Source organism: Bacillus sp. FSL K6-0255, from assembly GCF_045040725.1.
GTDB lineage: Bacteria > Bacillota > Bacilli > Bacillales > Bacillaceae > Bacillus > Bacillus subtilis.
Map to the genome: position 1 here is coordinate 898,988 of NZ_CP150278.1, position 14,613 is coordinate 913,600.

12 protein-coding genes and 2 rRNA genes are annotated in these 14,613 nt (G+C 45.7%); 10 read left to right on the forward strand and 4 right to left on the reverse strand.

What is annotated here, in order from left to right:
• Positions 1-4 precede the first annotated feature (4 nt).
• Positions 5-229 (reverse strand): hypothetical protein, encoded by a 225-nt coding sequence (locus MHB62_RS04540; protein WP_003233542.1) that lies wholly within the window; start codon positions 227-229, stop codon positions 5-7.
• Between the two features lie 81 nt (positions 230-310).
• Between MHB62_RS04540 and fabL the strand changes: the two genes are divergently transcribed.
• The 5 genes from fabL to MHB62_RS04565 all read left to right on the forward strand — a co-directional run bounded on the left by fabL (position 311) and on the right by MHB62_RS04565 (position 4,323).
• A complete protein-coding gene (gene fabL / locus MHB62_RS04545; RefSeq protein ID WP_003223262.1) occupies positions 311-1,063 on the forward strand; it encodes an enoyl-[acyl-carrier-protein] reductase FabL in 753 nt (250 codons plus the stop codon).
• 68 nt (positions 1,064-1,131) lie between these two features.
• Entirely contained in the window at positions 1,132-1,386 is a 255-nt protein-coding gene (sspE, locus tag MHB62_RS04550) for a gamma type acid-soluble spore protein SspE (RefSeq protein WP_003233541.1), read from the forward strand.
• Between the two features lie 172 nt (positions 1,387-1,558).
• The gene (locus MHB62_RS04555; RefSeq protein WP_003242708.1) at positions 1,559-1,819 is read left to right on the forward strand and encodes a YgaB family protein; all 261 of its coding nucleotides are present in this window, start codon (positions 1,559-1,561) and stop codon (positions 1,817-1,819) included.
• Between the two features lie 143 nt (positions 1,820-1,962).
• A complete protein-coding gene (locus MHB62_RS04560; RefSeq protein ID WP_003223272.1) occupies positions 1,963-2,493 on the forward strand; it encodes a DUF402 domain-containing protein in 531 nt (176 codons plus the stop codon).
• Between the two features lie 87 nt (positions 2,494-2,580).
• Positions 2,581-4,323, forward strand: a complete 1,743-nt coding sequence (locus tag MHB62_RS04565; protein ID WP_032723011.1) for an ABC transporter ATP-binding protein — start codon at positions 2,581-2,583, stop codon at positions 4,321-4,323.
• A 76-nt stretch (positions 4,324-4,399) separates the two neighbouring features.
• On the opposite strand, the gene MHB62_RS04570 is transcribed toward MHB62_RS04565, so the two are convergent.
• Both MHB62_RS04570 and MHB62_RS04575 read right to left on the reverse strand, forming a co-directional pair.
• On the reverse strand, positions 4,400-5,461 hold the full coding sequence (locus tag MHB62_RS04570) for an aromatic acid exporter family protein (RefSeq protein WP_003233537.1): 1,062 nt from the start codon (positions 5,459-5,461) through the stop codon (positions 4,400-4,402).
• Positions 5,462-5,681: 220 nt separating this feature from the next.
• A complete protein-coding gene (locus MHB62_RS04575; RefSeq protein WP_015715541.1) occupies positions 5,682-6,971 on the reverse strand; it encodes a glutamate-1-semialdehyde 2,1-aminomutase in 1,290 nt (429 codons plus the stop codon).
• Positions 6,972-7,122: 151 nt separating this feature from the next.
• Between MHB62_RS04575 and bcp the strand changes: the two genes are divergently transcribed.
• Together bcp and perR are read left to right on the forward strand one after the other, a co-directional pair.
• Positions 7,123-7,596: a thioredoxin-dependent thiol peroxidase gene (gene bcp, locus MHB62_RS04580; protein ID WP_032723012.1), complete on the forward strand. Its 474-nt coding sequence runs from the start codon at positions 7,123-7,125 to the stop codon at positions 7,594-7,596.
• 122 nt (positions 7,597-7,718) lie between these two features.
• On the forward strand, positions 7,719-8,156 hold the full coding sequence (perR, locus tag MHB62_RS04585) for a peroxide-responsive transcriptional repressor PerR (RefSeq protein ID WP_003223285.1): 438 nt from the start codon (positions 7,719-7,721) through the stop codon (positions 8,154-8,156).
• A 34-nt stretch (positions 8,157-8,190) separates the two neighbouring features.
• Here perR and MHB62_RS04590 read toward each other — a convergent pair whose 3' ends face one another.
• Entirely contained in the window at positions 8,191-8,544 is a 354-nt protein-coding gene (locus MHB62_RS04590) for a YgzB family protein (RefSeq protein WP_014479226.1), read from the reverse strand.
• A gap of 207 nt (positions 8,545-8,751) precedes the next feature.
• On the opposite strand from MHB62_RS04590, the gene MHB62_RS04595 reads away from it, so the two are divergent.
• From MHB62_RS04595 to MHB62_RS04605, 3 genes are all read left to right on the forward strand, one after another.
• Positions 8,752-9,636, forward strand: a complete 885-nt coding sequence (locus MHB62_RS04595) for a nucleotidyltransferase-like protein (protein ID WP_003243727.1) — start codon at positions 8,752-8,754, stop codon at positions 9,634-9,636.
• 293 nt (positions 9,637-9,929) lie between these two features.
• Positions 9,930-11,479: ribosomal RNA gene (locus MHB62_RS04600) — 16S ribosomal RNA — on the forward strand.
• A 170-nt stretch (positions 11,480-11,649) separates the two neighbouring features.
• A 23S ribosomal RNA gene (locus tag MHB62_RS04605) occupies positions 11,650-14,577 on the forward strand.
• Together the 16S and 23S rRNA genes form the textbook arrangement of a ribosomal RNA operon.
• Positions 14,578-14,613 lie beyond the last annotated feature (36 nt).

Genomic DNA, 14,613 nt, shown 5'->3' on the forward strand with positions numbered 1-14,613 from the left:
ATTCTTAATCGTAAGAGACGCGCGTGCCGTGGCTGTAGTCCGCTTCATTGCGCTTCATTCCGCCGCGCGCTTCAATTTCTTGCGTTAATTCCCGGTATTTTGATTGGCCTTCTTCGTTCAAATAAGGCATAATTTGCTGAAAGGCATGATGAAAATAAGCGAGTTCACTGTTCTTCCAATCTTTTTTGGAAACCATGTTCAATTCGCTCATATCACGTCCGACATACATAACAGAAGACCCCCTTTAAAGTTCTTGCCATTATTGTTTGTGGAAATAAAAGAACTATACGCTACAAGGAGATGAGGAAAAATGGAACAAAATAAATGTGCACTCGTAACAGGAAGCAGCCGCGGTGTCGGAAAAGCGGCCGCGATCAGACTTGCTGAGAACGGCTATAACATCGTCATTAACTATGCACGCAGCAAAAAAGCAGCATTAGAAACAGCGGAAGAAATCGAAAAGCTTGGCGTTAAAGTGCTTGTCGTAAAAGCAAACGTAGGACAGCCTGCAAAAATCAAAGAAATGTTTCAGCAAATTGATGAAACGTTCGGCAGACTTGATGTTTTTGTCAATAATGCCGCTTCAGGAGTACTAAGACCTGTCATGGAATTAGAAGAAACACACTGGGACTGGACGATGAACATTAATGCGAAAGCATTGCTTTTCTGCGCTCAGGAAGCTGCCAAGCTAATGGAGAAGAACGGTGGCGGGCATATTGTCAGCATTAGTTCATTAGGCTCTATCCGCTATCTTGAAAACTACACCACGGTCGGTGTATCAAAAGCAGCGTTAGAGGCTTTAACCCGTTATCTTGCCGTTGAGCTTTCACCAAAACAAATTATCGTCAATGCTGTTTCAGGCGGAGCGATCGACACAGATGCGCTGAAGCACTTCCCGAATAGAGAAGATCTGCTTGAGGATGCGCGCCAAAATACGCCGGCGGGACGCATGGTCGAAATTAAAGACATGGTTGATACTGTGGAGTTTCTAGTGTCTTCCAAGGCTGACATGATCCGCGGACAGACAATTATCGTTGACGGCGGACGCTCACTGCTCGTTTAAAAATTTTTAAAAAAGAGGAATAGCTATACGATCACCTGCACATTCTAATGACCGTGGAGGTGATAACAATGGCTAACTCAAATAACTTCAGCAAAACAAACGCTCAACAAGTTAGAAAACAAAACCAACAATCAGCTGCTGGTCAAGGTCAATTTGGCACTGAATTTGCTAGCGAAACAAACGCTCAGCAAGTCAGAAAACAAAACCAGCAATCAGCTGGACAACAAGGTCAATTCGGCACTGAATTCGCTAGTGAAACTGACGCACAGCAGGTAAGACAGCAAAACCAATCTGCTGAACAAAACAAACAACAAAACAGCTAATCACTGAAACAGAAAAAAGCACTTCATCTTCGGGTGGAAGTGCTTTTTTCTGTTTGAAAAACGACAAAACTTGTGGAAGGTCTACAGAATGAGTCAAAGGGTTTGCTTTATGGAGATCGAAATGATTAAAGGAGGAAATGTTTATACTTTCATCAGGCTGAAGGAGGAACCGATGACCGAATTTGAAAAGCTGGTAAGTGAACAGATGAAAACGATGGATAAGCTTCTCGATCTCCAATCAGAGCTCGACCGCTGCAAACAAATTGAGGCGGAACTCCGGCATTTGGAAAGGGATGCAAGGCTGCGTGGGATTCAGGCTGAAATTGCGGTAAAACGGAAACACCTTGCCGATATACAGGATATGTTTCAAAAGCAGACAGAGCAGGTCATTCGTTCATATCGCAGCTCAGAAAAGCCGTCTTCCTTTGTGTAGTGCAGGAATGTGCCATTCCCCGGCCGGAATGGCTCTTTTATTTTCATTTTTCAATTTGTAACGTTATAATAGGTAAAAGACGTTGTCGGTAAGCAAATTTGGACATACTAACTGTAGGGCTTTATAGAAAGTAGGGGAGAAATATGGGCTATCCCAAGGAAGGAGAAACCATTCAAATTCACAGCTATAAGCACAACGGGCTGATTCATAGAATTTGGAATGAGACAACAATCTTAAAAAGTACAGAAATGTGTGTCATCGGAGCCAATGACCGGACGATGGTAACCGAATCAGACGGCCGGACATGGATAACCAGAGAGCCCGCAATCTGTTATTTTCACGCAAGACAATGGTTTAATGTCATCGGGATGCTGAGGGAAGACGGGGTTCATTATTATTGCAACATCAGTTCTCCGTTTGCCTATGATGGCGAAGCAATTAAATATATTGATTATGACTTAGATGTTAAGGTTTTTCCTGACATGACCTACAATATTCTCGATGAAGACGAATATGATGATCATCGGAAAGCCATGAATTATCCAAAAGAAATCGACAGTATTTTAAGAGACTACTTAAATACGCTGCTCCATTGGATTCACCAGCGTCAGGGACCGTTTGCGCCCGAGTTTGTCGATATGTGGTATGAACGGTATTTGCGCTATACAAAATAATGGTTACGTAAAAACCTGTTGCGGGGTACAACAGGTTTTTCACATGGGCTCACACACATCATGATAAAGAGAGAGGGGGAATCAACCGTGGGGGTTATGAAACGCTACATGCAATTCGTCAAACCTTATAAGAAGCAAATTTTCGTTACAGTGTTAATCGGGATCGTAAAATTCTCCATTCCGCTTGCTCTCCCATTGCTTCTGAAGTACGTAGTTGACGACATTATTCAAGGAGGCGGCACGGCCAGTGACAAAACCACGTCATTGTTCACGATTATGGCGATCATGTTCGCCTTATTTTTAATTTTGCGCCCGCCTGTTGAATATTACCGGCAATATTTTGCCCAGTGGACTGCCAGCAAGGTGCTTTATGATATAAGAGCTAAGCTGTTTGACCATATACAAAAACTGAGCCTTCGTTTTTACGCGAATACAAGAACAGGGGAAGTCATTTCCCGAGTGATTAATGATGTAGAACAAACAAAGGATTTCGTCATCACAGGGCTGATGAATATATGGCTCGATATGCTGACGATTTTGATTGTAATCTCTATCATGCTCACACTGGACGTTAAATTAACGCTGATCTCTATCGTTTTATTCCCATTATACGGAATATCAGTGAAGTATTTTTACGGCCGTTTACGAAAGCTGACAAGGGAGCGCTCACAGGCTCTTGCTCAAGTGCAGGGGCATTTGCATGAACGCATTCAAGGCATGCCTGTCATCAGAAGCTTTGCGATAGAAGATCATGAACAGGCTCAATTTAATGAGAAAAACGGTCATTTCTTAGATAAAGCCATCCGCCACACGAATTGGAACGCGAAAACCTTTGCGGTCGTTAATACCATTACAGATTTGGCGCCGCTCATCGTCATAGCGTGCGCCGGGTATTTTGTCATTAATGGACCGCTGACAGTCGGAACAATGGTCGCGTTTGTCGGATATATTGACAGAATGTACAACCCTGTTAGAAGGCTGATCAATTCCTCTACAACTTTGACACAGTCAATCGCATCAATGGACAGGGTGTTTGAATTTATTGACGAGCCCTATGAACTCACTGACAAACCAAATGCGATAAAGGCCGATCAGATTCGCGGAGGAGTGGAGTTTCAAAACGTTTCGTTTCAATATGAGAAGGACAAAGAAAATATTCTTCATGATGTATCCTTAAAAGTAAATAGAGGAGAAACTGTAGCTCTCGTCGGCATGAGCGGAGGAGGAAAATCAACGCTCGTCAGCCTGATCCCAAGATTTTATGATGTAACAAGCGGCAGACTGCTGATTGATGGGACGGATATTCGCGATTATGAAGCAAGAAGCCTTCGCAACCAGGTTGGTATGGTGCTTCAAGATACCTTTTTATTTAGTGAAACGATTCGGGAAAATATCGCGATCGGCAAGCCTGATGCCACACTTGAAGAGATAATCGAAGCCGCCAAAGCTGCAAATGCCCATGAATTTATCATGAGTTTTCCAGAAGGATATGAGACCCGGGTGGGAGAACGAGGCGTTAAGCTTTCAGGCGGACAAAAGCAGCGGATCTCAATTGCGCGGGTATTCCTGAAAAATCCGCCGCTCCTCATTTTAGATGAAGCTACATCAGCTCTGGATTTGGAAAGTGAGCATTACATTCAAGAAGCGATGGACAAACTGGCGAAGGATAGAACAACTTTTGTTGTCGCCCACCGTTTATCGACAATCACCCATGCGGATAAGATTGTTGTCATGGAAAACGGGACAATCATTGAAATCGGAACCCATGATGAACTCATGAACTATGAGAGCCAATACAAGCACTTATTTACCATTCAAAATTTGAACTAAAACATCAATCTTATATCCTTTTAACGAAGGATATAAGATTTTTTTGTATATAAAAAAACCCGGCTGTTTAACCGGGTTACTCTTCTGTTTCTATTTCGCAGTCTTTCGGATGATACGTTTGAAAACTTGTGATAAGTGTTTCTAAATGTTCAAGCTGCTCGCGATATTCCACGGCGCTTGCCATAATATTGAGCATGTTGTAATCAATAAGCTCCTCATCCGTATTCTGCTGATTTTTTAAAAATGACTTTGTTAAAAGCTGCTTATACCGGATGCCTTCTTCAACCGCGTCATCATGCGGCTTGATTTTTCCGACAAACCTCATCAAAATCCGTTCGTGCCAGTAAAGCAGGTAATCAAGTTCTTCAGTCAATGTTTCCTGAAACTCTTCCGGCATATGATAGATCTCGTTTTCCAGACGATGCAGCTTCTTCAATGTATCAAGCGCCCGATTTGCAGTAATAATGGCCTGTCTGAACAGGACAAGCTTTCTTGATTTCACATAAGTGGTTTTCTTAAAGTAACTTCTTTCTTCTTTATATAGAAGATATGTCTGATCAAGCTTGATCATTTTTTCTTTCAGTTTTTCAATATCCTCTTTCAAAATCGAATGCTCTGTCGACTGCCGCATGGACAATCTGATCCACTTCATAATTTCTTCGGTGTTTTCGACGGTATTATGAATCAGCTTTGTTTCGTACTTAGGAGGCAAAAACACAAGGTTGACGATAAAGGAAGAAAGCACCCCTAAGATGACTGTGCTTGTTCTGATCAGCGCGAACATTAAAAAGTCGTCACCGGCAGATTCTAATATCGCAATGACTGTTACAAGAGCAATTGAAATTGTATGTTCAATTTTAAGTTTCAGCATAATTGTAATGACAATAACTGCTGTTAACCCGATCATAATCGGGCTGGGTCCGAAAATAAGGCCGAACACTGTGGCAATCACAGCTCCGATGATATTTGCTTGAACCTGGTCAATAATAATGAGAAAAGAGCGGTAAATCGACGGCTGGATCGCAAATATCGCTGCAATTCCAGCGAAAATCGGTGCGGGAAGCCCGATCCACGAAGCCAAATAAAGGGCAAGTGTAATCGCAATCCCGGTTTTGAAAATGCGGGCACCAAGTTTCATTGGTTTGTGCGTGCATTCCTTTCTATAGTAAATTGTGTGACATAGCAAATGGGCTAATCCTTAAAATTCCCGGTTAGTTTATTTGCTAAACAATTAAGTAATATACAGGGATCGATACAAATATTCAAGCTATTTTTCTAGAAAAAGACCAAAATCTTACACGTTGTTTTATTCCATAAAAAAAACAGGAGCTCAAAGCTCCTGTTCAAGGTATCTGATTCTAGTTTTTAAGATGTTTAAAAGCATCCTCGACCGCTGCAAGCGTGTCTTTAATATCCTGCTCTGTATGTGCTGTGGTAATAAACCAAGCTTCATACTTAGAAGGTGCTAAATTAATTCCGCGTTCCAGCATCAGCTTGAAAAACGTAGCGAATGTTTCTCCGTCACTCCGTTCAGCCTGCTCGTAATTTTCGACTTTCTCATCAGAGAAGTATACCGTGAGCGCACCTTTTAACCGGTTGACCGTAATGGTGATGCCGTGTGTTTCTGCGTGCTTCAAAATACCTTCCTCAAGCATAGCGCCAAGGTGATCAAGCTTTTCATACACGCCTTTTTCTTTGAGCACTTCCAGACAAGCGATGCCTGATAGGATGGAAGCGGGGTTCCCTGCCATTGTTCCTGCCTGATAAGCAGGTCCTAGCGGAGCTACCTGCTCCATGATTTCTTGTTTGCCGCCATAGGCGCCAATCGGAAGTCCGCCGCCGATAATTTTCCCGAGTGCTGTTAAATCTGGTTTCACCTGTAAGAGATCCTGCGCGCCGCCATACATAAAGCGGAAAGCCGTAATGACTTCATCGTAAATAACGAGAGCGCCTGCATTATGTGTCAATTCATTTACTTTTTCTAAGAAGCCCTCTTTCGGCTCCACGATACCGAAGTTGCCGACAATCGGTTCAACGAGAACCGCCGCGATTTCACTGCCCCATTTATCAAGAGCCGCTTTATAGCTATCGATATCATTAAATGGTACTGTGATCACTTCGTTTGCAATGCTTTTCGGTACACCGGCTGAGTCTGGTGTGCCAAGAGTAGACGGGCCGGAGCCTGCGGCGACAAGCACAAGGTCCGAATGCCCGTGATAGCAGCCCGCAAATTTAATGATTTTTGTCCGGCCTGTATATGCGCGAGCCACGCGGATGGTCGTCATAACGGCTTCTGTACCCGAATTGACGAATCTTACTTTGTCCATAGCGGGAATGGCTTCTTTGAGCATCTTTGCAAATGTAACCTCGTGTTTCGTTGGTGTTCCATACAATACACCGTTCTCTGCCGCTTTTTTAATCGCTTCTGTAATATGCGGGTGGGCATGTCCTGTAATAATCGGACCGTACGCCGCTAAATAATCGATGTATTTGTTGCCGTCCACATCCCAAAAATAAGCGCCGCTTGCTTTCTCCATTGCAACAGGAGAACCGCCGCCGACTGCTTTATATGATCTAGACGGGCTGTTTACACCGCCGACAATGTGCTGTAATGCCTCATTGTGAAGTTCAATTGATTTTGTATGCAAGAATAAAAACCTCCTATATCTCCATGCGTCCTTTCTATTGTAGCATGCTTCCGAACAAGAACAATGGCTTCGGGCTTCAGATTCAGCTGAGATGGTTGTAATCTGGACAAGAATTGGATACGCTTAATAAAAAACATCCGGAGGTAACGTAATGACTATAGAAATCGGACATAAAGCGCCTGATCTTGAGTTAAAAGGTGATCATGGGGAAACAGTAAAATTATCGGATTATAAAGGAAAGTACATCGTGCTTTATTTTTATCCAAAGGACATGACACCGGGGTGTACAACTGAAGCATGCGATTTTCGGGACAGTCGCGAAAGCTTCGCTGAACTGGATGCCGTCATTATCGGCGTCAGCCCGGACAGCCAGGAAAAACACGGAAAATTTAAAGAGAAGCATAACCTTCCATTTCTGCTTCTTGTTGATGACGAGCATAAGCTGGCGGAAGCATTTGATGTGTGGAAGCTGAAGAAAAATTTCGGAAAAGAGTATATGGGAATCGAGCGTTCCACTTTTTTAATTGATAAAGAAGGCCGGCTCATTAAAGAATGGAGAAAAGTAAAAGTAAAGGACCATGTAGCCGAAGCGCTTCAAACCCTCAAAGATATGTCGGAAAAGTAAATCTCTATGAGCCTATGCTTACTTTTACCCTGATATCAATTGACAAATTATCGTAGAAAGAGTTACACTAATTATAAACATTACAATGTAAGAATTTTTTTTAGAAGAGAGGTGCATGACGGATGGCTGCACATGAACTAAAAGAAGCCTTAGAAACGTTGAAGGAAACCGGAGTTCGCATCACTCCTCAACGTCATGCGATTCTGGAATATCTCGTTAACTCTATGGCTCATCCAACAGCGGACGATATATATAAAGCTCTGGAAGGGAAATTTCCTAACATGAGCGTAGCGACGGTATATAACAATTTGCGTGTGTTCCGGGAATCAGGTTTGGTAAAAGAGCTCACATACGGTGATGCTTCCAGCAGATTCGATTTTGTCACATCCGATCACTATCACGCGATTTGCGAAAACTGCGGTAAAATTGTGGACTTCCACTACCCGGGCCTTGATGAAGTGGAGCAGCTCGCTGCCCACGTCACGGGCTTCAAGGTAAGCCACCACCGTTTAGAAATTTACGGCGTCTGCCAAGAGTGTTCGAAAAAAGAAAATCATTAAAAATAAGCTGACCGCACGAAACGGTCAGCTTATTTTATTTCGACATTTTCTTTTTATTATAAGACTCATCAAATTCTTTTCCTTCTAATCCCTTATCTAAAGTCAGCGGCTCTCGGCAATGCATGCACATATCGACTCTTCCTAAAACCTTTGTCTCTTTATCACAGCCTGGACAAATGACGCGAACCGCTTTAGTCGAAAGCATTCCGATCCAAAAGTAAACTACCGTGCTGAGACCGATGGATAAAAGCCCAAGTATCATAAACAAACTAGAAAGCAAAACTGACTCTTTGAAAAAGATCCCGATGTACATAATGATAAACCCAACGAAAACCAAACTTAACGCAAATGTTCTGATTTTATTAATTTTGCTGGAGTATTTCGCCATGTCCATCCCCCTCTGTTTTAACTATAGCACAAACCCGATGGGATTTTCTTCATGTTTTCGGTTGAACTGGAATTTACATATGGAGAGTTACTGTGAAATTGTTTATAATAGTTCAATGTGTTTAGAAAAAAGGAATTTCGTTTTAACCATAGAATTGAATCAAATAGAGAATAAAAAAATTTGAACAATTGCATTGGAGGAATAGTGATGGAAAATCTTCTCCGTCCAATTTACCAAGAAAGAGCAAGTCACCCCAATACATTGGCTGTCATTATGATTGAGAGAAGAAACAAAACATCTTCCTTAACAGATAACTTTGATGCAGCTTTGCTGGTGATTGTAAAGGATGCTGATGAGCCAGTTTTTATAAAGCATTATGAATTTGATCATCAAACAGCTTCTTTGCATGTGGTAACAGATTCTCAGATTCAAGAATGGATTTTGCTTGGAACAAATAGAAGAATCATAGATTGGATTGTAAATGGCAGAGTCTTGTTTGACCGTAATGAATACGTAGTTGAACTGATTGACAGGCTGAATACATTTCCGTTTGCCGAACGTAAACTGAAGATCGGACTCGAATACGGCAAATTAATCAGAAGGTATGTTGAAGGGAAAGCTTTTTTTGAAGCCAATCAATTTTTAGATGCCTACAATGCCGTTGTTCATGCGCTGCATCATTTAGCACGTATTGAAGTAATCGACAGAGGATTCCATCCCGAAACCACGGTGTGGAGCCAAGTGCGCCAGATGGAGCCCCAAGTGTACAAATTATATTCCGAGCTGATTGAAAGTCATGAGAGCCTGGAAAAAAGACTTGAATTATTATTCTTAGCAAATGATTTTCTCATCCATTCCAAAGCCGAGATCGGTTCGGCGCATCTTTTCGAAGTAATGAAAGAAAAAGACATTTGGCAATTCGGTGAGCTTCTTCAACATCATGACCTAAAGCACTTTACCCAAGATCTTGGCGTTATGCTTGATTACTTGACGGAAAAGGGACTTATCAACGTCTGCCAGATAGAAACGAAAGGACAGGCTGTCTATCACCGAGGATATTCTTTTAAAAAAGGTGTTGACTCTGATTCTTGACCGTGTTATATTATTAAACGTCGCTGATGCGCTTCTGAGAAAACAAGCTCACAGCGGCGGGAAAATAAATCAAAAAAACATTTGACAAAAGAAAGTCAAAATGTTATATTAATAAAGTCGCTTCAATAAGAAGTGAAAATGATCTTTGAAAACTAAACAAGACAAAACGTACCTGTTAATTCAGTTTTTAAAAAATCGCACAGCGATGTGCGTAGTCAGTCAAACTAGGGCCTGCACGACGCAGGTCACACAGGTGTCGCCGCAGGATGCGGTGAACTTAACCTGTGATCCATTTATCGGAGAGTTTGATCCTGGCTCAGGACGAACGCTGGCGGCGTGCCTAATACATGCAAGTCGAGCGGACAGATGGGAGCTTGCTCCCTGATGTTAGCGGCGGACGGGTGAGTAACACGTGGGTAACCTGCCTGTAAGACTGGGATAACTCCGGGAAACCGGGGCTAATACCGGATGGTTGTTTGAACCGCATGGTTCAAACATAAAAGGTGGCTTCGGCTACCACTTACAGATGGACCCGCGGCGCATTAGCTAGTTGGTGAGGTAATGGCTCACCAAGGCAACGATGCGTAGCCGACCTGAGAGGGTGATCGGCCACACTGGGACTGAGACACGGCCCAGACTCCTACGGGAGGCAGCAGTAGGGAATCTTCCGCAATGGACGAAAGTCTGACGGAGCAACGCCGCGTGAGTGATGAAGGTTTTCGGATCGTAAAGCTCTGTTGTTAGGGAAGAACAAGTACCGTTCGAATAGGGCGGTACCTTGACGGTACCTAACCAGAAAGCCACGGCTAACTACGTGCCAGCAGCCGCGGTAATACGTAGGTGGCAAGCGTTGTCCGGAATTATTGGGCGTAAAGGGCTCGCAGGCGGTTTCTTAAGTCTGATGTGAAAGCCCCCGGCTCAACCGGGGAGGGTCATTGGAAACTGGGGAACTTGAGTGCAGAAGAGGAGAGTGGAATTCCACGTGTAGCGGTGAAATGCGTAGAGATGTGGAGGAACACCAGTGGCGAAGGCGACTCTCTGGTCTGTAACTGACGCTGAGGAGCGAAAGCGTGGGGAGCGAACAGGATTAGATACCCTGGTAGTCCACGCCGTAAACGATGAGTGCTAAGTGTTAGGGGGTTTCCGCCCCTTAGTGCTGCAGCTAACGCATTAAGCACTCCGCCTGGGGAGTACGGTCGCAAGACTGAAACTCAAAGGAATTGACGGGGGCCCGCACAAGCGGTGGAGCATGTGGTTTAATTCGAAGCAACGCGAAGAACCTTACCAGGTCTTGACATCCTCTGACAATCCTAGAGATAGGACGTCCCCTTCGGGGGCAGAGTGACAGGTGGTGCATGGTTGTCGTCAGCTCGTGTCGTGAGATGTTGGGTTAAGTCCCGCAACGAGCGCAACCCTTGATCTTAGTTGCCAGCATTCAGTTGGGCACTCTAAGGTGACTGCCGGTGACAAACCGGAGGAAGGTGGGGATGACGTCAAATCATCATGCCCCTTATGACCTGGGCTACACACGTGCTACAATGGACAGAACAAAGGGCAGCGAAACCGCGAGGTTAAGCCAATCCCACAAATCTGTTCTCAGTTCGGATCGCAGTCTGCAACTCGACTGCGTGAAGCTGGAATCGCTAGTAATCGCGGATCAGCATGCCGCGGTGAATACGTTCCCGGGCCTTGTACACACCGCCCGTCACACCACGAGAGTTTGTAACACCCGAAGTCGGTGAGGTAACCTTTTAGGAGCCAGCCGCCGAAGGTGGGACAGATGATTGGGGTGAAGTCGTAACAAGGTAGCCGTATCGGAAGGTGCGGCTGGATCACCTCCTTTCTAAGGATATTATACGGAATATAAGACCTTGGGTCTTATAAACAGAACGTTCCCTGTCTTGTTTAGTTTTGAAGGATCATTCCTTCGAAACGTGTTCTTTGAAAACTAGATAACAGTAGACATCACATTCAATTAGTAACACAAGATATCACATAGTGATTCTTTTTAACGGTTAAGTTAGAAAGGGCGCACGGTGGATGCCTTGGCACTAGGAGCCGATGAAGGACGGGACGAACACCGATATGCTTCGGGGAGCTGTAAGCAAGCTTTGATCCGGAGATTTCCGAATGGGGAAACCCACCACTCGTAATGGAGTGGTATCCATATCTGAATTCATAGGATATGAGAAGGCAGACCCGGGGAACTGAAACATCTAAGTACCCGGAGGAAGAGAAAGCAAATGCGATTCCCTGAGTAGCGGCGAGCGAAACGGGATTAGCCCAAACCAAGAGGCTTGCCTCTTGGGGTTGTAGGACACTCTATACGGAGTTACAAAAGAACGAGGTAGATGAAGAGGTCTGGAAAGGCCCGCCATAGGAGGTAACAGCCCTGTAGTCAAAACTTCGTTCTCTCCTGAGTGGATCCTGAGTACGGCGGAACACGTGAAATTCCGTCGGAATCCGGGAGGACCATCTCCCAAGGCTAAATACTCCCTAGTGACCGATAGTGAACCAGTACCGTGAGGGAAAGGTGAAAAGCACCCCGGAAGGGGAGTGAAAGAGATCCTGAAACCGTGTGCCTACAAGTAGTCAGAGCCCGTTAACGGGTGATGGCGTGCCTTTTGTAGAATGAACCGGCGAGTTACGATCCCGTGCAAGGTTAAGCAGAAGATGCGGAGCCGCAGCGAAAGCGAGTCTGAATAGGGCGCATGAGTACGTGGTCGTAGACCCGAAACCAGGTGATCTACCCATGTCCAGGGTGAAGTTCAGGTAACACTGAATGGAGGCCCGAACCCACGCACGTTGAAAAGTGCGGGGATGAGGTGTGGGTAGGGGTGAAATGCCAATCGAACCTGGAGATAGCTGGTTCTCTCCGAAATAGCTTTAGGGCTAGCCTCAAGGTAAGAGTCTTGGAGGTAGAGCACTGATTGGACTAGGGGCCCCTACCGGGTTACCGAATTCAGTCAAACTCCGAATGCCAATGACTTATCCTTGGGAGTCAGACTGCGAGTGATAAGATCCGTAGTCGAAAGGGAAACAGCCCAGACCGCCAGCTAAGGTCCCAAAGTATACGTTAAGTGGAAAAGGATGTGGAGTTGCTTAGACAACCAGGATGTTGGCTTAGAAGCAGCCACCATTTAAAGAGTGCGTAATAGCTCACTGGTCGAGTGACTCTGCGCCGAAAATGTACCGGGGCTAAACGTATCACCGAAGCTGCGGACTGTTCTTCGAACAGTGGTAGGAGAGCGTTCTAAGGGCTGTGAAGCCAGACCGGAAGGACTGGTGGAGCGCTTAGAAGTGAGAATGCCGGTATGAGTAGCGAAAGAGGGGTGAGAATCCCCTCCACCGAATGCCTAAGGTTTCCTGAGGAAGGCTCGTCCGCTCAGGGTTAGTCGGGACCTAAGCCGAGGCCGAAAGGCGTAGGCGATGGACAACAGGTTGATATTCCTGTACCACCTCCTCACCATTTGAGCAATGGGGGGACGCAGGAGGATAGGGTAAGCGCGGTATTGGATATCCGCGTCCAAGCAGTTAGGCTGGGAAATAGGCAAATCCGTTTCCCATAAGGCTGAGCTGTGATGGCGAGCGAAATATAGTAGCGAAGTTCCTGATTCCACACTGCCAAGAAAAGCCTCTAGCGAGGTGAGAGGTGCCCGTACCGCAAACCGACACAGGTAGGCGAGGAGAGAATCCTAAGGTGATCGAGAGAACTCTCGTTAAGGAACTCGGCAAAATGACCCCGTAACTTCGGGAGAAGGGGTGCTCTGTTAGGGTGCAAGCCCGAGAGAGCCGCAGTGAATAGGCCCAGGCGACTGTTTAGCAAAAACACAGGTCTCTGCGAAGCCGTAAGGCGAAGTATAGGGGCTGACGCCTGCCCGGTGCTGGAAGGTTAAGAGGAGCGCTTAGCGTAAGCGAAGGTGCGAATTGAAGCCCCAGTAAACGGCGGCCGTAACTATAACGGTCCTAAGGTAGCGAAATTCCTTGTCGGGTAAGTTCCGACCCGCACGAAAGGCGCAACGATCTGGGCACTGTCTCAACGAGAGACTCGGTGAAATTATAGTACCTGTGAAGATGCAGGTTACCCGCGACAGGACGGAAAGACCCCGTGGAGCTTTACTGCAGCCTGATATTGAATGTTGGTACAGCTTGTACAGGATAGGTAGGAGCCTTGGAAACCGGAGCGCCAGCTTCGGTGGAGGCATCGGTGGGATACTACCCTGGCTGTATTGACCTTCTAACCCGCCGCCCTTATCGGGCGGGGAGACAGTGTCAGGTGGGCAGTTTGACTGGGGCGGTCGCCTCCTAAAAGGTAACGGAGGCGCCCAAAGGTTCCCTCAGAATGGTTGGAAATCATTCGCAGAGTGTAAAGGCACAAGGGAGCTTGACTGCGAGACCTACAAGTCGAGCAGGGACGAAAGTCGGGCTTAGTGATCCGGTGGTTCCGCATGGAAGGGCCATCGCTCAACGGATAAAAGCTACCCCGGGGATAACAGGCTTATCTCCCCCAAGAGTCCACATCGACGGGGAGGTTTGGCACCTCGATGTCGGCTCATCGCATCCTGGGGCTGTAGTCGGTCCCAAGGGTTGGGCTGTTCGCCCATTAAAGCGGTACGCGAGCTGGGTTCAGAACGTCGTGAGACAGTTCGGTCCCTATCCGTCGCGGGCGCAGGAAATTTGAGAGGAGCTGTCCTTAGTACGAGAGGACCGGGATGGACGCACCGCTGGTGTACCAGTTGTTCTGCCAAGGGCATCGCTGGGTAGCTATGTGCGGACGGGATAAGTGCTGAAAGCATCTAAGCATGAAGCCCCCCTCAAGATGAGATTTCCCATTCCGCAAGGAAGTAAGATCCCTGAAAGATGATCAGGTTGATAGGTCTGAGGTGGAAGTGTGGCGACACATGGAGCTGACAGATACTAATCGATCGAGGGCTTAACCATATTTTTGAATGATGTCACACCTGTTATCTAGTTTTG

Coding starts and splice junctions, on each gene's coding strand:
- MHB62_RS04540 (WP_003233542.1), bottom strand. CDS start 229: ATGTATGTCGGACGTGATATGAGCGAATTGAACATGGTTTCCAAAAAA.
- fabL (WP_003223262.1), top strand. CDS start 311: ATGGAACAAAATAAATGTGCACTCGTAACAGGAAGCAGCCGCGGTGTC.
- sspE (WP_003233541.1), top strand. CDS start 1,132: ATGGCTAACTCAAATAACTTCAGCAAAACAAACGCTCAACAAGTTAGA.
- MHB62_RS04555 (WP_003242708.1), top strand. CDS start 1,559: ATGACCGAATTTGAAAAGCTGGTAAGTGAACAGATGAAAACGATGGAT.
- MHB62_RS04560 (WP_003223272.1), top strand. CDS start 1,963: ATGGGCTATCCCAAGGAAGGAGAAACCATTCAAATTCACAGCTATAAG.
- MHB62_RS04570 (WP_003233537.1), bottom strand. CDS start 5,461: ATGAAACTTGGTGCCCGCATTTTCAAAACCGGGATTGCGATTACACTT.
- bcp (WP_032723012.1), top strand. CDS start 7,123: ATGACTATAGAAATCGGACATAAAGCGCCTGATCTTGAGTTAAAAGGT.
- perR (WP_003223285.1), top strand. CDS start 7,719: ATGGCTGCACATGAACTAAAAGAAGCCTTAGAAACGTTGAAGGAAACC.
- MHB62_RS04590 (WP_014479226.1), bottom strand. CDS start 8,544: ATGGCGAAATACTCCAGCAAAATTAATAAAATCAGAACATTTGCGTTA.
- MHB62_RS04595 (WP_003243727.1), top strand. CDS start 8,752: ATGGAAAATCTTCTCCGTCCAATTTACCAAGAAAGAGCAAGTCACCCC.